This is a genomic window from Micromonospora lutea, assembly GCF_016863535.1.
GTDB lineage: Bacteria > Actinomycetota > Actinomycetes > Mycobacteriales > Micromonosporaceae > Micromonospora > Micromonospora lutea.
This window is the reverse complement of record NZ_BOPB01000036.1, coordinates 34,782-58,170: the sequence shown is the minus strand read 5'-3', so window position 1 is coordinate 58,170 and position 23,389 is coordinate 34,782. Positions and strand designations below refer to the sequence as shown.

General features: G+C 70.3%; 21 protein-coding genes and 5 tRNA genes. 12 read left to right on the top strand and 14 right to left on the bottom strand.

What is annotated here, in order from left to right:
* Positions 1–142: 142 nt before the first annotated feature.
* A complete protein-coding gene (locus Vlu01_RS26185; protein WP_204004490.1) occupies positions 143–1,438 on the bottom strand; it encodes an extracellular solute-binding protein in 1,296 nt (431 codons plus the stop codon).
* 253 nt (positions 1,439–1,691) lie between these two features.
* Here Vlu01_RS26185 and Vlu01_RS26180 point away from each other — a divergent pair, with 253 nt between their 5' ends.
* The 3 genes from Vlu01_RS26180 to Vlu01_RS26170 all read left to right on the top strand — a co-directional run bounded on the left by Vlu01_RS26180 (position 1,692) and on the right by Vlu01_RS26170 (position 5,694).
* Positions 1,692–3,314: a glycoside hydrolase family 43 protein gene (locus Vlu01_RS26180; RefSeq protein ID WP_204004487.1), complete on the top strand. Its 1,623-nt coding sequence runs from the start codon at positions 1,692–1,694 to the stop codon at positions 3,312–3,314.
* 430 nt (positions 3,315–3,744) lie between these two features.
* On the top strand, positions 3,745–4,938 hold the full coding sequence (locus Vlu01_RS26175) for an endo-1,4-beta-xylanase (protein ID WP_204004484.1): 1,194 nt from the start codon (positions 3,745–3,747) through the stop codon (positions 4,936–4,938).
* A gap of 96 nt (positions 4,939–5,034) precedes the next feature.
* Positions 5,035–5,694 (top strand): polysaccharide deacetylase family protein, encoded by a 660-nt coding sequence (locus Vlu01_RS26170; RefSeq protein WP_204004482.1) that lies wholly within the window; start codon positions 5,035–5,037, stop codon positions 5,692–5,694.
* Positions 5,695–5,845: 151 nt separating this feature from the next.
* Here the strand turns inward: Vlu01_RS26170 and Vlu01_RS26165 are convergent, their stop codons facing one another.
* Positions 5,846–7,387 carry a lysyl oxidase family protein gene (locus tag Vlu01_RS26165; RefSeq protein WP_204004480.1) on the bottom strand — a complete coding sequence of 514 codons (1,542 nt, stop codon included), beginning with the start codon at positions 7,385–7,387 and terminating at the stop codon, positions 5,846–5,848.
* A gap of 150 nt (positions 7,388–7,537) precedes the next feature.
* Between Vlu01_RS26165 and Vlu01_RS26160 the strand changes: the two genes are divergently transcribed.
* Positions 7,538–8,281 carry an AfsR/SARP family transcriptional regulator gene (locus Vlu01_RS26160; protein WP_204004478.1) on the top strand — a complete coding sequence of 248 codons (744 nt, stop codon included), beginning with the start codon at positions 7,538–7,540 and terminating at the stop codon, positions 8,279–8,281.
* Between the two features lie 32 nt (positions 8,282–8,313).
* On the opposite strand, the gene Vlu01_RS26155 is transcribed toward Vlu01_RS26160, so the two are convergent.
* Positions 8,314–8,388, bottom strand: a tRNA-Val gene (locus Vlu01_RS26155).
* Positions 8,389–8,426: 38 nt separating this feature from the next.
* Positions 8,427–8,499, bottom strand: a tRNA-Gly gene (locus tag Vlu01_RS26150).
* Between the two features lie 151 nt (positions 8,500–8,650).
* Between Vlu01_RS26150 and Vlu01_RS26145 the strand changes: the two genes are divergently transcribed.
* Positions 8,651–8,896, top strand: a complete 246-nt coding sequence (locus Vlu01_RS26145) for a DUF6458 family protein (protein WP_204004476.1) — start codon at positions 8,651–8,653, stop codon at positions 8,894–8,896.
* Between the two features lie 48 nt (positions 8,897–8,944).
* Here Vlu01_RS26145 and Vlu01_RS26140 read toward each other — a convergent pair whose 3' ends face one another.
* From Vlu01_RS26140 to Vlu01_RS26120, 5 genes are all read right to left on the bottom strand, one after another.
* Positions 8,945–10,165, bottom strand: a complete 1,221-nt coding sequence (locus Vlu01_RS26140) for an FAD-dependent monooxygenase (RefSeq protein ID WP_204004474.1) — start codon at positions 10,163–10,165, stop codon at positions 8,945–8,947.
* On the bottom strand, positions 10,162–10,758 hold the full coding sequence (locus tag Vlu01_RS26135; RefSeq protein WP_204004472.1) for a PadR family transcriptional regulator: 597 nt from the start codon (positions 10,756–10,758) through the stop codon (positions 10,162–10,164). Before Vlu01_RS26135 ends, Vlu01_RS26140 begins: the two co-directional genes overlap by 4 nt.
* 133 nt (positions 10,759–10,891) lie before the next feature.
* Positions 10,892–10,966 (bottom strand) — tRNA-Val (locus Vlu01_RS26130).
* A gap of 12 nt (positions 10,967–10,978) precedes the next feature.
* Positions 10,979–11,049: transfer RNA gene (locus Vlu01_RS26125), tRNA-Cys, on the bottom strand.
* Positions 11,050–11,083: 34 nt separating this feature from the next.
* A tRNA-Gly gene (locus Vlu01_RS26120) sits at positions 11,084–11,156 on the bottom strand.
* Between the two features lie 175 nt (positions 11,157–11,331).
* Here Vlu01_RS26120 and Vlu01_RS26115 point away from each other — a divergent pair.
* Positions 11,332–11,934, top strand: coding sequence for a TetR/AcrR family transcriptional regulator (locus Vlu01_RS26115; protein WP_204004470.1), 603 nt, complete (start codon positions 11,332–11,334; stop codon positions 11,932–11,934).
* An 82-nt stretch (positions 11,935–12,016) separates the two neighbouring features.
* Positions 12,017–12,592 carry a TIGR03086 family metal-binding protein gene (locus Vlu01_RS26110; protein ID WP_204004468.1) on the top strand — a complete coding sequence of 192 codons (576 nt, stop codon included), beginning with the start codon at positions 12,017–12,019 and terminating at the stop codon, positions 12,590–12,592.
* Positions 12,593–12,641: 49 nt separating this feature from the next.
* Here the strand turns inward: Vlu01_RS26110 and Vlu01_RS26105 are convergent, their stop codons facing one another.
* Entirely contained in the window at positions 12,642–13,553 is a 912-nt protein-coding gene (locus tag Vlu01_RS26105) for a hypothetical protein (protein WP_204004465.1), read from the bottom strand.
* Positions 13,554–13,729: 176 nt separating this feature from the next.
* Here Vlu01_RS26105 and Vlu01_RS26100 point away from each other — a divergent pair, with 176 nt between their 5' ends.
* Both Vlu01_RS26100 and Vlu01_RS26095 read left to right on the top strand, forming a co-directional pair.
* Positions 13,730–14,398, top strand: a complete 669-nt coding sequence (locus Vlu01_RS26100; protein WP_204004462.1) for a class I SAM-dependent methyltransferase — start codon at positions 13,730–13,732, stop codon at positions 14,396–14,398.
* A 9-nt stretch (positions 14,399–14,407) separates the two neighbouring features.
* Complete coding sequence (locus Vlu01_RS26095; RefSeq protein ID WP_204004459.1) at positions 14,408–15,598, top strand: cytochrome P450; 1,191 nt, start codon at positions 14,408–14,410, stop codon at positions 15,596–15,598.
* A gap of 13 nt (positions 15,599–15,611) precedes the next feature.
* On the opposite strand, the gene bioD is transcribed toward Vlu01_RS26095, so the two are convergent.
* Together bioD and Vlu01_RS26085 are read right to left on the bottom strand one after the other, a co-directional pair.
* Positions 15,612–16,340, bottom strand: a complete 729-nt coding sequence (bioD, locus tag Vlu01_RS26090; RefSeq protein WP_204004457.1) for a dethiobiotin synthase — start codon at positions 16,338–16,340, stop codon at positions 15,612–15,614.
* Positions 16,337–17,473, bottom strand: a complete 1,137-nt coding sequence (locus Vlu01_RS26085) for an 8-amino-7-oxononanoate synthase (protein ID WP_204004455.1) — start codon at positions 17,471–17,473, stop codon at positions 16,337–16,339. The genes bioD and Vlu01_RS26085 overlap by 4 nt, the downstream gene beginning before the upstream one ends.
* A gap of 180 nt (positions 17,474–17,653) precedes the next feature.
* Here Vlu01_RS26085 and bioB point away from each other — a divergent pair, with 180 nt between their 5' ends.
* The 3 genes from bioB to Vlu01_RS26075 are packed head-to-tail and all read left to right on the top strand — an operon-like array spanning position 17,654 to position 19,367.
* Entirely contained in the window at positions 17,654–18,649 is a 996-nt protein-coding gene (gene bioB / locus Vlu01_RS26080; protein WP_204004452.1) for a biotin synthase BioB, read from the top strand.
* A gap of 5 nt (positions 18,650–18,654) precedes the next feature.
* On the top strand, positions 18,655–18,855 hold the full coding sequence (gene bsaP / locus Vlu01_RS27870; protein ID WP_308440987.1) for a biotin synthase auxiliary protein BsaP: 201 nt from the start codon (positions 18,655–18,657) through the stop codon (positions 18,853–18,855).
* Positions 18,856–18,857: 2 nt separating this feature from the next.
* Complete coding sequence (locus Vlu01_RS26075) at positions 18,858–19,367, top strand: GNAT family N-acetyltransferase (RefSeq protein WP_204004449.1); 510 nt, start codon at positions 18,858–18,860, stop codon at positions 19,365–19,367.
* Positions 19,368–19,441: 74 nt separating this feature from the next.
* Here Vlu01_RS26075 and Vlu01_RS26070 read toward each other — a convergent pair whose 3' ends face one another.
* Both Vlu01_RS26070 and Vlu01_RS26065 read right to left on the bottom strand, forming a co-directional pair.
* Entirely contained in the window at positions 19,442–22,285 is a 2,844-nt protein-coding gene (locus tag Vlu01_RS26070; protein ID WP_204004495.1) for a glycoside hydrolase family 9 protein, read from the bottom strand.
* 317 nt (positions 22,286–22,602) lie between these two features.
* Complete coding sequence (locus tag Vlu01_RS26065) at positions 22,603–23,304, bottom strand: ACT domain-containing protein (RefSeq protein ID WP_204004446.1); 702 nt, start codon at positions 23,302–23,304, stop codon at positions 22,603–22,605.
* Positions 23,305–23,389 lie beyond the last annotated feature (85 nt).

Below are 23,389 nucleotides of genomic sequence, written 5' to 3'. Positions count from 1 at the left end.
CGGGCGATGGCCGCGATGGTCACTGTCCGGTTGTCGTTGGCAGCCATGCGCCCTCCCTATCTCGCTCATCTTTGACGCGGCCGGAGCGCCGAGGAGCAGACGGTCAGTGACGGCCATGGCGCCCGAGCCCCGGCGACACCCGTTACTTCTGCTTCTTCGCGACCCTGGTGATGTCCCGGACGATCTGGTCCGGTCGCTTCGAGCCGGCGATCAGCTGTGCCACGCTCTCGTTGACCTGCTGACCCACCGCTGGCGGGTACGCCTGGTCGAGATAGAGCTGGAAGCCGGTCGCGATGCCCAGGTTGGCCGCCACGACCTGGTTGTTCAGGTCCCTGATTCCACCGGCCGCGGCCTGGTTGGTGGGCAGCACCGCACCGGTCTGGGCGGCCCGGCGCTGGTTCCTCGCCTGGAGCAGCGTCCGCAGGAAGTCGACCGTGGAGGCCGGTGCGTCGCGGCCGACCACGAAGCCGTTGCCGCCGCCGAACGCGTCGTTGACCGAACCCTCGCCGCCCTCGACAGCCGGGAAGGGGAAGAAGGCGAGCCGGTCACCGAGGCCACGCTTGCTGCGCGACGAGGAGGCCTGCACCGACGGCGCCCACTGGCCCATCAGCTCCATCGCGGCGTCCTCGTTGCCCATCGTCGCGGCCTGCCCGGTCTCGGAGCCGTACTCCGCGCGCAGGAAGCCCTTCTGGAAGGGTTCCATCTCGACCAGTTCCCGGAGGCGCTCACCGGCGGCGGTGAAGACCGGGGTGTTGAAGTTGCGGTCCTCGGCCGCGCGTTGCAGCGCCTCCAGACCGCCGATCCGCATCGCCAGGTACGCCCAGTAGTAGTGCCCGGGCCACTTGTCCTTGCCGCCGAGCGCAATCGGGGCGATGTTGACGGCCTTGAGCTTGGTGACCGCCTGGAGCAGCTCGCTCCAGGTCTTCGGCGGCGTCTCGATGCCGGCCTTGGCGAAGTGGTCCCGGTTGTACCAGAAGCCGACCATCCCGATGTCGAACGGGATGCCGTAGATCTTGTCGTTCACCGTGTACGGCTGCAACGAGGCGGGCAGCAGCTGCCCGATCCACCCTTGGACCTCGCTGGTGATGTCCTTGACCAGGCCGGCCTCGACCTGCTGTTGCAGAGCGCCGCCGCCCCACGACTGGAACAGGTCCGGCGGCATCGCCGCCTCGACCGCGCCGTTCAGCTTGGTCTTGAACGCCTCGACCTCCAGCGGCTGAACCTCGATCGTGACGTTCTCGTGGGTGTTCTCGTACTGCCGTGCCATGTCAGCCCAGACGCTGAGCATCGGCTCCGCGTCCTGGACGTGCCACCATCTGATCTTCTGCGGGCTCGCGGAAGCGCCGCCGTCCCCATCCCCGCAGGCGCTGAGCAGGAGCGCGCCGGCGCCTGCGCCGGCCAGCCCCAGCAGCGACCGGCGGGAGAGGTGCGATGTCATGGTTCATCCCTTCGGGAGGCGAGATGCACGGAGGGAGCACCACCGCGTTCAGCGGCGGCCATGAAAACGGGATCGCGCAAGTTTCGCTTTGATACCGATATTTTCGAGGTGATGGCCGGCACGTTACGACGGCTCTGCGTCGCCGGTCAAGGGGGTGACGAGAGCCGACGCCAGCCGATACCGTGAGCGCAATCTTGGCACTTCCGGAGTATTTCCGGGAAGAAACCGGGATCGTGACCTGAAGGAGTCGAACATGTCGACCGACATCGCAGACGTGGCTATCGGCCGGTCGATCCGCAACCCCGTCCTGTCCGGCTTCCATCCGGACCCGTCCATCCTGCGGGTCGACGACGACTACTATCTGGCAACCTCCACCTTCGAGTGGTACCCGGGCGTACGGGTGCACCACTCGAGAGACCTCGTCCACTGGCGGGAACTGGGCGGGATCATCACCGAACGGCGTCTGCTCGACCTGCGGGGTTGCGGCGACTCCAACGGGATCTGGGCACCCGACCTGACGTACCACGACGGGCTGTTCCACCTCGTCTACAGCGATGTCGCCAGCTTCGCCAGCGGGTACTGGGATGCACAGAACTTCCTCACCACCGCGCCGACCATCACGGGACCGTGGTCGGACCCGGTACGGCTGCACTCGCACGGCTTCGATGCCGCGCTGTTCCACGACGACGACGGCACCTCCTGGCTGTTGGCGATGAGTGCTGACTGGCGGCCGGGTCGCGACCGCTTCGGCGGCATCGAGATTCAGCAGTATGACCCGGCCCGCCGGCAACTGGTCGGCCGACCCCGGATCATCTTCACCGGTACCGAGGCAGGTCTGACCGAGGGACCACACATCTACCGGCACGACGGCTGGTACTGGCTGGTCACCGCCGAGGGTGGCACGAGTTGGGAGCACCAGGTCACGGTCGCCCGGTCACGGGATCTGTTCGGACCGTACGAGGTGGACCCGGCCGGACCGCTGCTCACCTCGGTCGGCCGGCCGGACCTGACGTTGCAGAAGGCCGGCCACGGCAGTCTGGTCCGCACCCAGCGTGGCGAGTGGTACCTGGCCCACCTGGTGGCCCGCCCCTACAGTCCGCTCGGCAACTGCGTCCTCGGACGGGAGACCGCGCTGCAGAAGGTCGACTGGTCGCCGGGCGAATGGCCGTCCGTTCCCGGCCGGGTTCCGGCCGACGAGATCCCCGCTCCGGACCTGCCGGCCCATCCCTGGCCCGACGAGCCGGCCACCGACCACTTCGACGCCGCACAGCTGGGTGCCGGCTGGTCGACCCTGCGCCGGCCAGCGACGGACGATTGGATCGATCTGCGCTCCCGCCCGTCGCACCTACGCGTGTACGGCGGTCAGTCCCCGGTCGGCAAGCAGACGCCGAGCCTGGTGGCGCGGCCGGTGGGGGCCGTCCGCTGCTCGTTGGAGACCGTCGTCGAGTTCGACCCGGGCGACCACCGGCACCTGGCGGGCATCGCCGGTTACTACAACACCGAGAACTGGCACCACCTCTACCTGACCCGGGCCGACGACGGACGATCCGTGCTGGAGCTGCTCAGTTGCGACGGCGGTCACCGCACCGCGTACCCGCAGCTGACCGTCGACACCGAGGGCCGGCTACGGGTGGGCCTGCGGGTCACCTTCGACGGCCCGGTGCTGCGCTTCGCGTACGACCTGGGTGACGGCTGGCAGCAACTGCCGGTGGAGTTGGATGCCACCATCCTCTCCGACGAGCACGCTGCCCGGATCATCGACGGCGAGCCGGCGGCCTGGGGTTTCACCGGTGCCCTGCTCGGTCTGTGGGTGCAGGACCTGGGCGGCGACGGTCGCTACGCCGACTTCGACCACGCCACCTATCTCGAACACTGATCCGGTCGACCGGCGGCCTGCGGCCGTCCGCCGACCACCCCGCTGCCGGCGGGCCCCTGGACCCGGGCCGGCTCGATCCCGTCACGGAACCCGCGGGAGCGAGCCGGCCCGGCCCTCTTCACGAGGTGTGTCGGGAGCTTGACCGAGCGCCACGCAGCGGAGTGGATCCGGAAGTTTCCGGTTGGAAACCGCCCGTTCCAGCAGTGCACACGGCCTACTTCCGGAAGTTTTCGTGGTTGACGACGCCCATTGATGGCCCTAACGTTTCGACCAAGTTACCGATCGACATCCGGAAAAATATCGGTGCCCTCCGCGACCACGTTCACACCCGGTCACGGCGCCGCGTACCACCTCCAACCTGCTCGGCACCGGCCCGAACCCCTGCACTTCATGATCGATGTCTGTCGATCGTAGATCGAGAGGAATGCAGATGAAGTTGAGACGGTGGATGACCGTCGGCACGGTCGCCGTGGTGACCGCGGCGACGTTGAACATGGTGCCGGCCACCGCCGGCCGGCCGTACGACCCGACCGCACAGACCCTGGGCGCCCTCGGCCTGCGCCACGGCCTGCAGATCGGCACCGCGGTCAGTATGGACGCCCTCAACGACAGCGCCGACCCGCAGTACCGCAAGATCACCGCATCCGAGTTCGTCTCGGTCACCGCGGAGAACGCGATGAAGTGGGAGAGCCTCGAACCCACCCGCGGCAACTACAACTGGGGCCCGGCCGACGAGCTCGTCGCGTTCGCCAAGCGCAACCGGCAGAGCGTACGCGGGCACGTGCTCGTCTGGCACAACCAACTGCCGCAGTGGCTGACCGAAGGGGTCGCCGACGGCTCCATCAGCAAGCAGGAGCTGCGCGAGCTGCTGCGCAAGCACATCACCACGGTGGTCAAGCGCTACAAGGGCAAGGTCTGGCAGTGGGACGTCGTCAACGAGGCGGTCAGCGACCCCTGGGACAACCCGCCCACCCTGCACTACAAGGGCTTCTGGGCTGAGAACCTCGGCCCCGGCTACCTTGCTGACGCGTTCCGGTGGGCCCGCGCCGCCGATCCCAAGGCCCTGCTCTTCTACAACGACTACAACATCGAGGCGTTCGGCTCCGGCAACCCGGCCGACGACAAGACCCAGTTCGTCTACGACATGGTCAAGCGGCTGCGCGCCCAGGGCGTACCGATCGACGGTGTCGGCGCGCAGGGCCACCTCGGCACCCAGTACGGCAACTTCAGCACCTTCCAGGTGACCGAGGCGTTGAAGAAGTTCACCTCGCTCGGGGTGGCGACCGCGTTCACCGAGGTCGACGTCCGCAGCCAGATGACCGAGGCCGTCCAGGCCGGCAACTCCGAGGAGATCAACCCCCGGTTGCAGGCGTCGGCCGCCAACCACAGCGTGCTGATGAAGGCCTGCCTGGCCGTCCGTAGCTGCCTGTCCTACACCGTCTGGGGCTTCAGCGACAAGCACTCCTGGGTGCCGGGCTGGTTCAGCGACCCGCCCGAGGGCCTGGCCACCATCATGGACGAGAACTACCAGCCCAAGCTGGCCTACCACGAGATCAAGTCTGACCTGATCCTGGCCGGCCCGCCGTACGTACTGCCCCGCACCGCACCCAAGCCCCGCCGCTGACGCTGCTCACGGCGGGCGGACCAGCCATCCACCACCAGCGGGCCGTGTGGGGCGTCGCCGCCCCACACGGCCCACCCACAGCGGGAGGTCCGACCGATGACGCCCACTACGCGATCCCTGGGTCTCCCGCGTGCCGCGTCCGGGCCGGGCGTCGGGCCGCCGCCGGTACAACCGACCGAGGTGATCGGCACCGAGCGGGCCATGTGCCTCACCTTCGACGACGGACCACACCCGGAACACACCCCGCACCTGCTCGACATCCTGGCCGCCCACCACGTCCGGGCGATCTTCTTCGTGCAGGGTGATCGCGTCATCGAGCACCCCGAGCTGGTCCGTCGGATCGTCGCGGCCGGACACGCGCTGGGCAACCACAGCATGCACCACGACGACATGGGCTCCTGGACCGCCGGCCGGATCGCCTCGGACCTGTTGGAGACCAACGCGGTCATCCGGCACGCCGTCCCGCACATCCGGGTCCGCTACTTCCGGGCACCGTACGGCGCGTGGGGCCAGACGCCCGGCGTGGCGACGGCGCTCGGGATGCGACCGATGGGCTGGCGGCTGGCTGTGACGGACTGGGAACCACCCGGCACGGACGAACTGCTGCGGCGGCTCATCGAGGGCGTCGCACCGGGCGCGGTGGTGCTGCTGCACGATGGCGGCGGCGACCGCAGCCAGACCGTCGACGCCGTCGACCGGGCCATTCCCGCCCTGCACGCCGACGGTTGGCGCTTCAACCTTCCTGCTGACCGGTGAGGTGTCCCACCAGGTCGGCGTCCGGCCTGCCGTGCCCTCGCAGCTGATCGCGCATCGACAGAACACCCTTGGTCGGTGGTCTTCCTGGTAGCGGAAGACCACCGACCAAGGGTGTTCCCGGCCACGAGGGCGCAGGGCCGTTCGATGAGAATCAGCCCTCGATGCCCTCGTGCGGTGGCACCGTCACAGTGCGGGTGCCGGGGGTGCCGCCGAGGATGATCCGGCGGTACGAGTTGTTGTTGGTCAGGTTTGACTCCTGAAGCCGCTTGGCCGGGTTCGCGGCCACCTCGATGTAGTACGTGCCGTTGGGCAGGTCGGTGATGTCGAACGACTGGCCCGGCAGGTACTGGGCGTAGGTGTCACCCCCGCCGATGTCCAGCACCTGCCGGACCGCCAGCGAGGTCTGCCGGCCGCAGGAGGTGCTCAGGTCGGTGTTGGTGGGGCGCCACTTGGCGTTCGGCAGCGTCAGGTCGACCGCGTCCGTGTTGGCCAGGCAGAACGCCTCCTTGCCGCTGCGCACCGCCACCGTCCGGGCCGCGTCCAACAGTCGATACTCGGCGAAGTCGGTGAAGTGCCAGTGGTGGTGTCCCGTGCGCGGGTCCCACTCCATCGTCCCGGCCTGCGTGTACCCCACCTGGTTACCGTTGGCGTCGTAGAAGTACTGGTACGCGTCCATCAGGTCGCTGTCGGTACGCCGGAACCCGTCCACCACCAATGGCGACGTGCCGCCATTCCACACGGTGGCGTTGAAGGTGACCTGGTCCTGGCCGGTCCCCTCGTCGTGCTCGACACCGATCTCCCAGGCGGGCAGCGAACGCAGGTCCGGCCGCGGGCCCGACGGAGCGGCCTGCATCCGGGCCGTGGGCCGAGTACCCGGCTTGAGACCGGGAGCGCTGTCGCCGACCGCCTTCTCCGCGTGCGCTGCGTGCTCGTCGTTGCCCGGAGCCCCGAGCACACCCTGCTTCGCGTTGGCGCGGCCCCGGCCTTCGTCGTCGACCGACGTGACGGTGACCGCCAACGTCAGCGTCGCTGCCGAGTCCGGAATGTTCAGCAGCTTGCGGTAGGGCGGGTTGATGCTCACCGTGGCCGTGTACGAACCGTCTGCCAGATCCACCGGTCCGGAGGACCACCAGTTGGAGGTCGAGGCGCTCCATCCGGCTTGGATGCCCCAGACCCCGCCGAGGACGAACGGATTCCGCTCGCACCCGGTGGGATACGGCGTCGAGTCCGGCGCGTCGACCCGGGTCCGGGTGGAGTCCCAGTCGTTCGGGCAGAAGTTCTCGTCCCGCTCCAACACCGTACGCCCGGCTGAGTCGGTCAGTTCGAGGTGTGTGAAGTCGGACAGGCCGGTGAAGTCCTTGACCATGCCAGCGGGCAACGGCACCGCACGCTGCTTGCCCCCCGCCGACCGGATCACCTGAAAGGCGTCGATCGGCTTGCTGTACGCGCTTCGCTTCGCTCGGAACTCCAGCGGATCCTTGCCGGCAACCAGGTGAGTGCCCAGTTCGAGATACACACCCTCCTCACCCCATCGTTCGACGGTGACCGAGGTGCTGGCCGCGGTGAACCGCGCCTGCGCCTGCGGGGTCGCCACCGGAGCGGCGGTACCGGCCCCGGTGCCCAGCACCAACGCGCCAGCGACCAGCGCCGCAAACGCGGGCAGCCGGCACAGCTGTCGGGTTCTTGCGTCCATGGAGTCTCCTTCGCGAAAGGTGGCGGAGCCGAGGATGCCGATTCGCCGTATCACCCGAGTGCCGAATGCAACCGACCACCGTCTCCCAACCGTCTTCCTCATGGAGAGTTTCGGATCGGGGGGATTCAATTGGTGGGGACAGAGCCGGTCATGCCACGCGACGACGATCCGGCGCACGCGGCAAAGCTGTTACGGCTGCTACCTGTCTTCTCCGTCGAGCACGACGGGGTACGCCGGATGGTGCCGCCGCTGCCCGAACGGATCCTGTCCTACCTGGCGGTGGCGTATCCCACCTGGGTTTCCCGGGACGCGGTGATCGAGGCATGTCAGCTCAACGGGGCGGGTGATCCGCGGGCCCGGTTGCGCCAGGTCTGCTGGCTGCTGCGGTCGCGGCTCGGCTTCAACCCGATCGTCGGGGACCGTCATCGGATCGGCATCCTGCCCGCCTGCCGGGTCGACCACCACGCGGCGCAGGAGTGGTGCCAACTGCTGCTGGAACAGAGGTTCACCGACACCGCCGTGCGTAGGGTGCCGAACTGGTTGGTGCCAGCTCTGAGCCAGCCGCTGCTGGCGGACTGGAGTTGGGACGACGGCTGGCTACAACCGGTGCAGTCACGCTGGGACGTGCTGCGCCGGGAGACCCTGGAGCAGCTCGCCGGCAGCCTGCTCGTCGCCGGTCGCTACCACCAGACCCTGATCTGCGCGCATGCCCTGCTCCAGCAGGACCCACTGCGGGAGACCACCTGGGAGGTTCTCATCGAGGCGTTGATCCGCAGCGGTCAGCGGGCCGAGGCACGCGCCCAGTTCGACCGGCTGGCCACCATGCTCAGCGCCGAGCTGGGCGTGCACCCGAGCGACAGCGCCCATCGGCTGATCGCCGACCTCTACCGTTGACCATTGCAGAGCCGAGGGGCCTGAATCCAGCATGGTGGGCGATACTGGGTTTGAACCAGTGACCTCTTCCGTGTCAAGGAAGCGCGCTCCCACTGCGCCAATCGCCCGTGATGACCCGCGCACCCACAGGTGCGGTCAGGCCGCGAGCGGACGACGGGATTCGAACCCGCGACCCTCACCTTGGCAAGGTGATGCGCTACCAGCTGCGCTACGTCCGCGTGCCCCCGGCGGTGCCGGCGACGGGCCAACTCTACCCGATGACAAGATCGCTGGGGACGCCGGCCCCGGTACGGGTGATTGCGCCGCTCATCCCCCGGGTACAGACCTTCCTCGACAGCACACCGCATCCCCTGGACAAAGGAGGCTGTCGTGGGTATCGGCACCAGCATCTTTCTGTTGGCGCTCGGCGCCATCCTCACCTTCGCGGTCAACGCCAGCATCGGTGGCCTCGACCTGGACGTGGTCGGCTGGATCCTGATGGCCGCCGGCGTACTCGGTCTGATCATGACGACACTCGTCTGGGGCCGCCGTCGCCAGACGGTCGCCACCACCACCGACGAGCCGGTGGAGTACCGCCGGGTCGAGGAGCGCCGGGACGTCACGCCGCCGCTGTGACCGGCAGGGCGGTCGGCGGGAACCGTCCGCCGACCGCCGGGTGCCGGCTCAGGAGCGGCCGGCAGCCAGGTCCGTGGCGACCGGCGCATCCCAGTCGATCCGGTACCGCTGCTCCGGGCCGAGCGTCCGCTCCGGGTCGAGGAAGGTACGCAACGCCAGCGGCATCATGAGCCGCATCATCCGCTTCGCGATCGGGCCGACCGTCTTGGTGGAGGTCGTCTGCCGGCCCCGCCGGATGACCTTCTCGACGCGCCTGCGGCGCAGCCGCTCGTACGCCTCGAACGCGGTCGGCACGTCGGAGTGGTCCCGCAGGCAGCGGGCGAGCTGCACGGCGCTCTCCACCGCGAGGGACGCGCCCTGACCGGAACTGGGTGAGGGGGCGTGCACCGCGTCACCCACCAGCACCATCCGGCTGTCGTACCAACGTGGCACCGACGGCATGCTCTCGATCGATCCGATGGCCACCAGGTCGTCCGGCTCGGTGTGCGCCAGCACCTGTCGGGCCGGCACGTCGTCGGCGAACACCTCACGTAGCCGGTGCAACCACTGCTGCCTCGGGATCCGGCTCGCCTCGGCGTAACTGGTCGGCCGGCGGTCCGGAACGTTGGCGAACCAGGCGGTGCGGCCGTCGGGCTGCACCCAGTAGCCGAAGAAGGCCCGGGAGCCGAAGACGAAGTACATCGCATCCGGTTCGGCGTCGGGCACCGCGTACCGGGCCGCGCCGCCGAGGTTCAGCAGCGGCCGCACCTGCGGTCCGGGTGCCTGCGGGTCGATCAGCGTACGGACCCGGGAGCGGATGCCGTCCGCGCCGACCAGCACGTCGGCGCTGGCGGTGGAGCCGTCGGCGAACCGGGCGAGCACGCCGTCCCCGCTCTGCTCGGCGTCGACCAGCCGCTTGTCGTACACGATGGGCACGCCCTGCGCCTCGGCTCGTTCGCGCAGCGCCCGGGCCAGGTCGTCGCGCCAGAGTCCGAGCGTGGTCGGTTCGACCGCCACGTGCGGGAAGGCACCGATGCGTCCTCCGCCGCCATCGGTGACCACGGTCCGTCGCATCGGCAGCCCGACGCTCTCGACGGACTGCTCGGCATCGACCAGACGCAACGCGGCCAGGCCGTTGGGCGCCAGGGTCAGGGTGACCCCGCTCCCCTCGGCCGCCGACGGGTACGCCTCGTGGACGGTGGCTTCGATCCCGGCACGACGTAGCGCCATCGCGGTCACCGGGCCGGCGATCCCGCCACCGATCACCAGCGCGGTTCGGACTGCTGTCATGCGCGACCCCCCATGGTCTCCTGCCAGGACTTCGCATAGTCCGGCTGCTTGAGTGACTCCACCAACTCGGTGACGAACCGGCGTTCGGCCTCCAGCAGCGCCAGCGCGTACTGCTCCTCGACCAGGAAGATCCACGCGACGCCGTCGACGCGGGCCTCCTCCATGGTCGTGCGGGTCTCCTCGATCCGGCCGGCCAGCGCCGCGGACCGGCGGCGCAGCACCTCGACCGCCTCCTCGGGCGGGAGCAGGCTGAGCAGCGACAGCGCGACGGCGAAGTGCGGATACTCCGCGCGGGGCTGGGCGAGCAGGGAGCGCAGCCAGTCATGCACCTCGTGCCGGCCCTCGTCGGTGATCGCGTACACCGTGCGCTCGGGACGGGCGCTGTCCCGGACCGTCTCCTGCTCGGTGACGAAACCGGCCCGAGCGAGTTGTTCGATGACCATGTAGAGCGAACTGCGGGTGTACCGGATGTGCCGGTCCTTGCCGGTCTGCTTGAGGCGTCGACCCAACTCGTAGGGGTGCATCGGCTCACACAGCAGCCAGGCCAGCACGGCCAGGGCCAGCGGGTTGGGCACTCTCCGACGTCGCTCCACCACAGCTCCTTTAGTCAGGATCGACTATCCAGGACTGACTAGGGAGGCGTCAACCCGGTTCGATGCGACAAGGGGACACGAGAAAGGCCCGTCACCGGAATTCCGGTAACGGGCCTTGTCTGTTGGATCTTTATGGTGGGCGATACTGGGTTTGAACCAGTGACCTCTTCCGTGTCAAGGAAGCGCGCTCCCACTGCGCCAATCGCCCTTGCTCTTTCCGAGGTGGGGACGGGATTTGAACCCGCGTACACGGCTTTGCAGGCCGTTGCCTCGCCTCTCGGCCACCCCACCGAGGTTGCCCCCGTCACGCGTGGCGGCAGCTCCGAGCGGACGACGGGACTCGAACCCGCGACCCTCACCTTGGCAAGGTGATGCGCTACCAACTGCGCTACGTCCGCACGCCCCGGGCATTCCCGGTGACGGATGAGAACTCTAGCCGAGCGGTGGAACGGATGCCAAATCGGGCTCCCGCCCCGGCGAGTCCGAAACTGTCCGGCTTCTGACTGTCGCAAGCCAGATCAGAAGGGGTTTGGTGACCGGCCGTATCCGGTCCAATCGGATACGGTGACGGACGTGACGAGACGTGCGGCCGAAATCCGCCTGGATGCCCTGCTGCGCACCGCATGTGACGTGATCGGGCAACGCGGGTTGGCGAACACCCGTACGGCGGATGTGGCGCAGGCCGCCGGGGTCAGCCAGGCGCTGGTCTTCTACCACTTTGCCACGAAGGAACGGCTGCTCGCCCAGGCCTTCGCGTACGCCGTCGAGCAGGATCTGGCCCGGCTCGACGCGGTGACCCGTTCCAACTCCCCGCCGCTGACCAAGCTCCGCCGGATCCTGCGCCTCTACACCCCCACCGGGCGGGCCACCTCCTGGTCCATGTGGATCGACGGTTGGGCGGAGTCACTGCGTACCCCCGAACTGGAGAAGGTCTCCCGCAAGCTGGACCTGCGCTGGCGGCAGGACCTCGCCACGGTGATCTCCGACGGGGTCGATGAGGGGATCTTCGTCTGCACCGACCCGGCTGGCGCCGCCTGGCGGATCAGCGCCGTGATGGACGGCCTCGCGGTGCAACTCGCGGTCCACGACCGGGTGATCTCACGCCGGCAGTTCGGCGAGTGGGTGCGCCTGGTGACCGCCCGCGAGCTGGGGCTGGACCCGACCCAGCTCGAATGACCCGGCGCAACGCCCCGCAGGAGTCATCCGCGCCCGCCAAATCCGGCGGGTTACCCCCGTCCTCGGCGGGAACAAGGGCGGCATGGAGCTGCTGAAGACATACCGGCGCAGTTTGGCCGAGTTCACCGAGCGGGTGGAACAGGTGCACCCCGGGCAGTGGTCGGCCACCACCCCCTGCCCGGGCTGGGACGTCCGCACCCTGGTCAACCACGTGGTCAGCGAGGAACGCTGGAGCGTCCCGCTGCTTGCCGGGCGCACCGTCGAACAGGTCGGTGACCGTTACGGCGGCGACCAACTCGGCGGTGACCCGGTCGAGGCCGCCCGCGAGGCCGCAGCGCAGGCCGAGGTCGCCGCCACCAGCCCGGGCGCCCTGGACCGGACAGTGCACCTGTCGGCCGGCGCCACCCCCGCCGAGGAGTACCTGCACCAACTGCTGGCCGAACACCTCGTACACGGCTGGGACCTGGCGGTGGCGATCGGCGAGGACCCCACGATGGACGCCGACACGATCGCCGAGGCGGCCCGCTGGTACCTCCACCACGCCGAGGACTACCGGCGCAACGGACTCGTCGGACCCGAGGTCGAGCTGCCCGCCGGGGCCAGCGAACAGGACCGGCTCCTCGCCGCGTTCGGCCGCGACCCCGACTGGGCACCGTGACCCGTCGCCACGGTGAGGGCGGGTCCGCCCACCCCCACCGTGGCCCGGATCAACTCAGGTAACCCTCGTCGCGAGGTACGGTCCGCCACCGGCTGCGCGAGCCCGACCGCCGTTCCCAACGTTCGGGCCCCGGCCCGACCGCGTCCGTCGCGGCCTCCGGCTCCCGGGTCAGGTGCCGCAGCCGCAGCAGCAGACCCACCCCGAGGAAGAGCAACAGACCGCCGAGGAGGAACGCCACCTCGGTCAGGCCGAGCCCGCTGCCGGTCTGCGACAGCCGGTTACCGGCCGTATCGGCGGCCGGCGGGTCGGCCGCCCCACCGGCGTACCCCGCGTCATCGGCGGCCTCGCTCTCCTCCTCGGTCGGATCGACCGTCGGTACCTCGACCGGCTCCTCCGTCGGGTCCACCGTCGGTACCTGCGACGGGGTCGGTGAGGCGGTCGTGGGCCGAACCTGGACGTCCCGGCCCACCACCTCGCGGGTCGCCGTCTGGCGCGACAGCAACCGCAGGTTCCGGTCGTACGCCTCGGCGGCGAGGCTCACCCGGCCCCGGTCGACGTCCCGGTCGAACGCGATCCGGTACTGCGCGGTGACGGTACGCCCCGGACACAGCGTGCCCGGGTCGAGCTGACGGTCGGTCAGCCGTGCCGCGTCACCCTCGATCCGCACCTCCACCGGGAACGAGCCGGTCTCCTCGATCCGGTCCACCCGCACCTGGTCCAGGCGCAGCCCCTGCACGCCCAGCACCAGCGACCAGCGCACCTTGATGCAGTTCCCCTGGTCGTTGCGGGACACCACAGCGGAGACCGTCGCCGCCCGCCCACCGGCGGTGAACCGCTCCGGCAGACCGCCGAGTTCGGTGGCGAACGCCGCGTGCGCCGGCGCGGCCATGGTCACGTCCACCCCGGTGAGACATACCAGTGCCACCCCGATCCGTAGCGTGTAACGCCACAGCCTCTTCACGATCCGTCCTCCCGTCGGTTGCCTCCAGTCGCAACGCTAGGAGCGCGGGAAGGCACCCGGTAGACGGGCGTGTTCGCATGGACCGTGAAGCAAGATGCCCGTTTTCACGTACGGTATTGAACCGGTAACGGATCATCCGCGACACGCCGTGAACGGTGACGGTGGACAATCACCAGATGTCCGCGCTCTCCACCGCCTTCGTCCGGCTGCACGCCCGGCTCACGCCCGTCGCCTTCGTACCCGAGGTGCGGCTGCACCAGGCGGACGAGCCGATCGGGTTGTGGGAGCTGACCGAGGGCGAGTTCCGCAGCGACCGGCCGCCGCCGTTCTGGGCCTTCGCCTGGGCCGGCGGTCAGAGCCTCGCGCGCTACGTCACCGACCACCCGGAGACAGTCGCCGGCCGTCGGGTGCTCGACCTGGCCTCCGGCTCCGGCCTGGTGGCCATCGCCGCCGCTCGGGCCGGCGCGGCGGCCGTCCGCGCCGTGGAGGTCGACGAGCTGGCCGTCGCGGCTGTCGCGCTCAACGCCGAGGCCAACGGGGTACGCGTCGACGCCGAACTCGGCGACATCCTCGACGGTGACTCGGGCGCCGCCGAGGTGGTCCTCGCCGGCGACGTCTTCTACAGCGAGGCGATGGCCAACCGGGTGCTGCGGTTCCTGCTGCGCGCCGCCCGGTCGGGGGCGTCGGTGCTGGTCGGCGATCCGGACCGGGCCTTCCTGCCACGGGAACGCTTCGACGACATCGCCCACTACGACGTGCCGGTCAGCGAGGCGCTGGAAAGCGTACGGGTGAAGCGCACCACGGTGTGGCGGTTGCGCGCCGGACGGCCGGGAACCGCCGACTAGCGTGGCGCCGTGCTGTTCCGCAGCTGGGAGCAGGTCCCGACGACGACCGCAGGTGCCGGGACCGGTGGCGACGTCCACTGGCCCGAGGTGGCCCGGGTCGCCGACCACGTGGGCGTCGAGCACCTGCTGGTGACCCGGCACGCTCTGGTCCGGCAGGTGCTCACCGACCCCGACGGGTTCCGACCCGACAACGCGCTGGACGCGGTCACCCCGATGCCGGTGGCCGCGCTGCGGGTGCTCGCCGCGCACCGGTTTCGGCTGCCACCGACGCTGGCCAACAACGGCGGTACCAGTCATCCGGAGATCCGCGCCCTGGTCGCCGACGCCCTGCACCCGACCCGGGTGGCCGCCCAGCGGGACTGGCTGGCCGCGCTGGTCCGCCAGCGGATCGCCGAGCTGACCACCACCCTGGACACCGGCGCACCTGTCGACCTGCACGCGGGCCTCGCCGCCGACCTGCCGTTGCTGGTCCTGGCCCGGCTGATCGACCTGCCCGACGCGCCGGTCACGGCGGTCAAGGAGTTCGCCCGCGCGGCGCTGGAACTCTTCTGGGCGCCGCTGGACGCCGCCCGGCAGCAGGTGCTCGCCGCCGAGGTGGGCCGCTTCCACCGGCTGCTGCGGGAGTTCGCGGCCACCGGCGACGGGTTGGCCGCGTCCCTGCGCGCCGCCGGGCACCCGCCCGACGCGGTCGTCGGCGCGCTGTTCTTCCTGCTGGTCGCCGGCCAGGAGACCACCTCGCAGTTCCTCACCCTGCTGCTGCACCGGCTCACCGGTGAGCCGGCGGTGCTCGCCGGCCTGCGCGACGGCACCGTCGCGGTCGCCGACGTGGTCGAGGAGGGGCTGCGTCTCGAACCGCCGATCGTCACCTGGCGGCGGGTCGCCGCCCGGAACACCACGCTGGGCGGGACGGTGGTGCCGGCGGGCAGCAGTGTGGTGCTGTGGCTCGCCAGAGCCGGCCGGGATCCGGCTGTCGTGCAGTCGCCGAACGACTTCCGCCCCGGGCAACGCGGCTCGCGCCGACATCTGGCCTTCGGGGCGGGCGTGCACCGCTGCGTCGGCGACCAACTCGCCCGGATGGAAGCCACCACACTGGTGGCCGAGGCCGCGCCGCTGCTGGCCGGGGTACGCGTGGTCCGCCCGCCGCGCTACCCGGACAATCTCACCTTCCGGATGCCCGACACCTTCGTCGTGCGGCGCTGAGCGTCGCCCAGCCTCAGTTGATCTCGTCGGCCCAGGCCCGCCAGTCGTCGAGGACCCCGTACAGCGCCGGAGTGAGCCAGCCCGGCGCGGACCGCCGGAAGACTCCCGGGTCCATCGTTCCGGCCCCGGCCGGCAGCGCGCCGAGCAGATCCGGCAACAGATCACTGACATTGGCCCAGTGCACCAGCTCAGGTTCGGCCGGCCAGGCGCCGATCACCACGCCGGCCGGCACGGCCCGCCGGTCAAGTGCCTCCAGGGTGAGCGCGGTGTGGTTGAGGGTGCCCAGACCGGCGCGGGCCACCACCACCGCCGGAGCACCCAGCGACACGGCCAGGTCGGCGACCGTCCACGGCTCCCCCGAGGGCCGCAGCCCCATCGGTACGAGCAGCCCGCCGGCCCCCTCGACCAGCACCAGGTCGTGCTTGTCCGCCTCTTCCCGCACCGCGTCGACCGCGTTGTACAGCTCCAACGGCGGCAGTTCGGCCACCCGGGCGGCGGCCAGCGGAGCGAGCGGGTCCGGGAAGCTGGCCAACGTACGCCCGGTCATCGGGGCGGCCAGTCGGGTGACCACCTCGACATCGCCGGGATCGCCGGTGGCCGTACCGGTCTGGCCCGGTTTGACCACCGCGACCCGTAATCCCGCCGCCTGCGCGGCAGCCGTGATCGCCGCGGTCACCACCGTCTTGCCGACCTCGGTGTCGGTGCCGGTGACCAGCACCGGTCCACGCCACTGATCCGTCATGGCGCACACTTCACGATGACCTCCAGGGCGTGTTCGAAGTCCGCCCGCGGCGCGCCGGCGCTGACGGTCAGCCGTAGCCTCGATCGGCTGTCGGGGGTGGATGGCGGGCGGAAACAGCCGACGGCCACGCCCCGGTCCCGGCAGGCGGCGGCCCACGCCGCCGCCGCCTCCGGACCCGCAGCGGTGATCGAAACGACGGCGGCGTCGGCTGCGGAGACGTCCAGACCGGCGGCGCGCAGCCGGTCCACTGCGAGGGCGGCCCGCTCGGCCAGCTCGGCGCGCAGACCAGCGCCGGAGCGGGCCAGACCGACGGCGGCCTGCACCCCGGCCGCCACCACGGGCGGCAGGGCGGTGTCGTAGATGAAGGTTCGGGCGGTCTCCACCAGGTGCCGGACGAACTCGGCCGGGCCCGCCACCACGCCACCGGCCCCACCGAGCGCCTTGGACAGGGTCGCGGTGATCACCACGTCAGGCTCACCGGCCAACCCCGCTCCGGCCACCGCGCCGGCACCGTCCGGGCCGACCACGCCCAGCGCGTGCGCGTCGTCGACCAGCAGTACCGCCCCATGTTCGCGGGCGACGGCGTGCAGCCGCGCCAACGGTGCCAGATCACCGTCGACCGAGAAGACCGACTCGGTGATCACCACCGCCGGTCGGCCCGGCGCGCCCTGGAGGGCGGCGGCAACCGCCGTCACGTCGGCGTGCGGGGTCACCACCGTCTCGGCACCGGAGATCCGACAGCCGTCGATCAGGGAGGCATGGTTGTGCGCGTCGGAGACCAGCAGCGTGCGGGGACGCACCAGCGCGCGGATCGCGCCGAGGTTGGCCAGGTACCCGGAGGAGAAGACCAGGGACCGGTCGGTGCCGAGCCAGTCGGCGAGCGTCGTCTCCAGCGTGTGGTGGACTTCGGTGGAGCCGCGGACCAGCCGCGAACCGGTCGCACCCAGCCCGTACGCGGCGAGAGAGCGGGCCGCGGCGGCGATCACCTCGGGGTGCGTGGCCAGACCGAGATAATCGTTGCCGGCCAGGTCGACCATGCCGTCGGTGGCGGCGCGCGAATGCAGCCGGCGCGTCAGCCCCGCCTTCGCCCGCAGCTCGGCGCGGCGGTCCAGTGCCGCCAGCCAGTCCGCCACCGCCACGTCCCTTCCCCGCCGGTTCCCGCCCGTCAGGCGCTTCCGCCGGGCGAAGTTACCACCCGCCGTGGCTGCCCCGGCGTGGCGTGGTGCGGCTCGCCGCACCACGCGGACGCGGGTCCGCACGCCGCCGTGCGCGCTCGTTTACCGTCCGCGAAAGGGCCTTGTAGGGTACGTGCCATGCCAGAGATCCTCGACCAGGCCCGGGACCAGGTGCTGAACAACGGCGTCGGTCTCGACGAGGCCGGTGTCCTCGCCGTGCTGAACCTGCCCGACGAGCACCTGTCCGCCACGCTCCAGCTCGCCCACGAGGTCCGGATGCGCTGGTGCGGCCCGGAGGTCGAGGTCGAGGGCATCGTGTCGCTGAAGACCGGCGGCTGCCCGGAGGACTGCCACTTCTGTTCCCAGTCCGGCCTGTTCACCTCGCCGGTGCGGTCGGTGTGGCTGGACATCCCCTCGCTGGTGCAGGCGGCGAAGCAGACCGCCGCCACCGGGGCGACGGAGTTCTGCATCGTGGCCGCCGTACGCGGTCCGGATACCCGGCTGATGAAGCAGATGCGTGAGGGCGTCGCCGCGATCAGGTCCGAGGTCGACATCCAGGTCGCCGCCTCGCTCGGCATGCTCACCCAGGAGCAGGTCGACGAGCTGGTCGACATGGGTGTGCACCGCTACAACCACAACCTGGAAACCTGCCGGTCGTACTTCCCGAACGTGGTCACCACGCACTCCTGGGAGGAGCGCTGGGAGACCCTGCGGATGGTCCGCGAATCCGGCATGGAGGTCTGCTGCGGTGGCATCCTCGGCCTCGGCGAAACCCTGGCGCAGCGGGCCGAGTTCGCCGCCCAGCTCGCCGAGCTCGACCCGCACGAGGTGCCGCTGAACTTCCTCAACCCCCGGCCCGGCACGCCGCTGGGCGACCGGCCGGTGATCGAGGGCAAGGACGCGTTGCGGGCCATCGCCGCCTTCCGGCTGGCCATGCCGCGCACCATCCTCCGGTACGCGGGCGGCCGGGAGATCACCCTGGGTGATCTCGGCACCCGCGACGGACTGCTCGGCGGCATCAACGCCGTGATCGTCGGGAACTACCTGACCACCCTCGGCCGTTCGGCAACCGACGACCTCAAGCTGCTCGACGAGCTGAAGATGCCGGTCAAGGCGCTGTCGGCAACCCTGTGACGGTGATGGGCGATCGCGAGCCGCAGGCACCGTGGTGCGACCGGTGCGGCGGAGCTGCCGTCACCGGTGAGCACGACAGGTGCGCGGCCGCCCGGTCACTGGAGCCGCCGCGCTTCTGCATCCACTGTCGACGCCGGATGAAGGTGCAGGTGCTGCCCGTCGGCTGGACGGCGACCTGCGTCGAGCACGGAGAAGCACGGGGTTGAGCATGGAGCTGCGCGGACAGACCGTGACGCTGCGGCCGGCGACGACCGCGGACGTACCCACGCTGGCGACGATCCGCGCCACTCCCGAGGTACGCCGCTGGTGGCGCGGCGGCGACGACCTGGTCACCGCCGTCGAGGAGGACCTCGCCGACGAGGGCCTCTCGGTGTACGCCATCGAGCACGGCGACCGGGTGATCGGTGCGATCCACTGGCACGCCGAGGACGACCCGGACTACCGGCACGCCGGCATCGACATCTTCCTCGACCCCTCGGTACGCGGTGCCGGGCTCGCCGGGGACGCCATCCGCATCCTGATCCGGCACCTGATCGACGTCCACGGCCACCACCGCTTCACCATCGACCCGGCGGCGTCGAACACCGCCGCCATCCGGGCGTACGCGAAGGTGGGTTTCCGGACGGTAGGGGTGATGCGCCGCTACGAGCGGGGCGCGGACGGCCGCTGGCACGACGGCCTGCTGATGGATCTCCTCGCCGACGACCTGCGCGACTGACCGCTCCCGCCACCCGGACACCGCCAGGCCGGGAGTGGTTCCCGGCCTGGCGGTGCGACTCGGTCGGTCGAATGTCAGGCGATGGTGCAGGTGGCGCCGTTGAGCGTGAAGCTCGTCGGCGGCGGGTTGCTGCCGGTGTGCGTACCGTTGAAACCGATGCTCGTCGAGCCGCCCGGTGCCAGGTTGCCGTTGTAGGACAGGCTCGTCGCGGTCACCGCCGTGCCGCTCTGCTGGAAGGTGGCCGACCAGCTCTGGCCCACTCGCTGTCCGGCGTGCGGGAAGGTGAACGCCAGCGTCCAGCCGTTGATCGCCGAGGTACCGGTGTTGGTGATCGTGATGCTGGCGGTGAAGCCGCTACCCCAGTCGTTGACGCCGTAGCTGATCCGGCAGGGCGAGGTCGGCAACGGCACCGACGTGGTCACCGTCACCATCTCCGACGGCGGTGAGGCGTTGCCGGCCGCGTCGATCGCCACCACGTAGAAGTGGTATCTCGTCTCCGGGTCCAGCCCGGTCACCGTGTACGTGGTGCCGGTGACGGTGGCGACCAGGACCTCGCCCAGCAGGGTGCGGTAGATCCGATAACCGGTCACGCCCACGTTGTCGGTCGACGGGGACCAGGTCAGGGTCGCGCCGTCGGTGGTGATCCTCGATGCCGCCAGGCTGCTCGGCGCGGTCGGCGGCGTGGTGTCCCCGTCGTCGACGGCGGGGGTGGTCACCGTCAACGTCGGCGACATGGACGAGAGGTTGCCGGCCTTGTCCCGGGCGTAGACGCCGAACACGTACGTCCGGGCGGGCGTCAGGTCGTTCAACGTCAACGAGTTCGTGGCGGTGTTGCGGAGCTCGATCGCATCACTGCCGACCATGCGGATGCTGACGCTGTAGTTGTCGATCCCGCTGCCGGTGTCGGTGGATGGCGTCCAGGTCAGGTTCACCGAGCGGGAGGTGAGCCCGGAGGCGACCGGCGTACCGGGGGTGGTGGGCGGGGTGGTGTCCGCGCTGGACGTCGGCTCTTCACCCCACACCCGCACCCCGCCGGCGTAGAGCGGCACGTTGCGGTTCGGCCCGGCGGTGGCCTGGAACGACGGGTCGTTGGCGGTGTTCCAGGTGCCACCCTCGGGCACCCCTACCTTGAACTGCACCTCCATCCGGTGCTGTGACTGGCCGGCCGGTGCGATGGTGTGCCCGGTGCAGTCGACCTCCACGTACCAGAGGTCACCGCTGGCCTGTCGGGCGGTGGACGGCGCTGGGCAGCCCTGGGTGTAGCCGGGGGTGACGGTGACCGGGCCGGTGCCGTCGGGGCGGAAGTAGTAGCGGAACTTGGCGTCGGTCAGTGCCCGTGCCGGGAACGCCGACTTGTTGTAGATCATGACCTTGAGCCCGGTGGCCCGGGTCTCGTTCTGCATGACCGTGGTTTCCACGGTCAGCTCGTCGATGTCGGGCCGCTCGGCGACCGGGAAATTGGCCAGCGGGGTGCCGCCGTACTCCTGGGACAGCCGGGCCAGCGCGGAGGTGAAGCCGGCGTTGTAGTCGGTAGCCACCTCGTTCATCACGTAGTCCGACCGGTTGTCGGTGTACGCGTCGTTCGGCGAGGACGGGCCTCCGACCAACGCGCCGTAGAGGGTGTGCCGGGTCTCAGTGGGTACGGTCATGCTGTCCCACCAGGAGCCGTGCGCGGTGCGGTGGTGCGGGTTCTTCGGCGAGTTGGTGCCGAACCCGATCAGGTAGCTGGAGTTGCGCGGGTTGTCGCCGAGCGCGTAGTTGATCTGCCGGACGGCGAAATCGTGGTAGCGCGCCTTGCGGGTCGCGTCGGTGGTCTTGTCGCTGTAGACCAGCGCGGCGAACGCGGTGTTGGCGGCGTAGCGCAGCGCACCCCACGAGTCGAGCACCGCCATCCCGCCGGGCGAGTACCGGATCCGCTCGCCGTTGACGCCGACGGTCCAGAAGTCCAGCCACCGGTTGGCGTCGTCGATGTACTTCTGCTTGCCGGTCAGGTTGGCCAGCAGCACGTACGCCCCGAACTGCTTGTTGTCCCAGGCGACGGTCCACTTGTAGGAGCGGGTGGTGGTCTGCGGCTCGGTGCCGAGCTTGTCGTACTCGCTCTCCGCCTTGGCCAGGTACGTGGCGTCGCCGGTGGCCCGGTACAACCAGATCGCGCCCCAGACCAGTTCGTCCTGGTAGCCGCTCCAGGAGCGGTAGAAGCTGGTGGCGTCGGTGATGCACTCGTGGTAGTTCTTCCGCACGGTGTCGGCGAAGGTGTAGAGCTGCCGCGCGTGGGTGAGCAGTTTGTCGGCGTAGGCGGCGTCCGTGGGCCGGAAGACCATGGACGAGGCGGCCATCGCGGCGGCGGTCTCCCCCGCCAGGTCCGCGCCGCCACAGCTGGCGTCGATCTTGTACGCGGGCCGCGCCATCGGCATCACCTCGGCCGGCCCCCACCACTTGTGGTCGTCGTCGCCCTTGCCCACCTGCCCGTAGAGGACGTTCGGCGACGGGTGTGCCTTGACGAAGTAGTCGTTGACGAAGCGCAGATTGTTCAGCAGGTGGGTGAGTTGGCCGGAGGCGGCGTACCCGGCCCGGTACTCGACCGCGCCCCAGGCCAGCATGGTGGTGGTGAACGCCATCGGGAAGCCGAACTTCACGTGGTCACCGGCGTCGTACCAGCCACCGGTGAGGTCGATTCCGACATCCGAGCCGTCGCGAAGTGCCGAATCACCGCGCCACGAGACCCGGTTCCAGTCCGGCAGTTTCCCGGACTGCTGCGCCTCGTAGAACAGCAGTGACTTCTGGAGCGCCTCGGCGTAGTTGAAGGCCGGCGCCGCGGCGGACACGCCTCCGTCGGTCGGCGCGGCGGAGGCGGCAGCCCCAGGTACGCCGATGGCGAGTGCGAGACCGGCGGCGAGCGCGGTGACCGTGGCGAGCATCCGGCGGGGCCAGGGCTGATCGGGACGGCGGTGCGGCCAGGGCTGATCCGGTCGGTGTCGATGGCCGTCGGAACGGCCCAGCCGGGTCGGTTCGTGCATGGACGACTCCTGTCGATGCGTGGCCGGCAGCGTCGACGGAGGCGGGGCCAGGTCGGGCGGAACGGGCTGCCGACGGTGGTGGCGAGGTAGCTCCAAACAGGACCGGGAGCGCTCCCATGGATAGTCAGCAATGTAATGCTCCGGTCACCGCTTTGTGAAGACCGACCCGGTCGTATCGGCCGGCTACGCGGCCATCGCCACCACGTGACAGTTGCCGGTCAGGGGTTGGCGCTGACCGGCGGAGCGCCCACCAGGTCGAGCCGGTCCCCCAGGATCACCGCGCTGGCGCGGACCAGTTGCGCGAGCCGGTCCACTTCGGTGGCGTGGAAGGCGGCCGGCGTCAGCGTCTCGCTGTGCTCGCGGGAGACCACCAGGACCAGCCCGGCCCGGCCGAACGGCGCGACCGCGAAATGATCGTTGTCGGTCGCGGTCATCGCCCGGGCACGCAGCGGGGTCACCTCCGGCAGCTTCGGCGGCACCGGCGTACGCCAGCTGGCGTGCCCCACCGTCGCACCACCACCCCCGGTGCGGGACGCCCAGTCGACCGGCACCATCGCGACGACCGCCCAGTCGGCGGCGAGCAGCCCGGGTACCGCGTCGACCAGGGTGGCCAGCCCCTCGACCGGGTTGGCGGCGACCTGGGCCAGCAACTCGGCGTCCTGGCCGGTGGTGGTGGGCGCGCCGATCGCCCGCCAGACCCCGTCCACCCGTACGCCGGGGATCACCGCCAGGCCGGCCAGCAGCCGCTCCACCCGCGCGGCGCCCGGCCACACCACCGTGAAGTCGTCGACCGCCCGCCCGCCGAGGCGTTCGAGCACCACCACCTGGACGATGTCCGCCCCTGACACACCAAGGGTGCGTGCCACCTGACCGAGCGTGCCGGGACGATCCGGCAGGGTGACCCGAACGCGCAGCAACATGTCAAACCCCTCCGCTTGGCGGGCCGGCACACTGGCCGGCAGGCTGGTCTCAGCCTGGCAGTTGACCATTTCGTCCCTGTTGCGG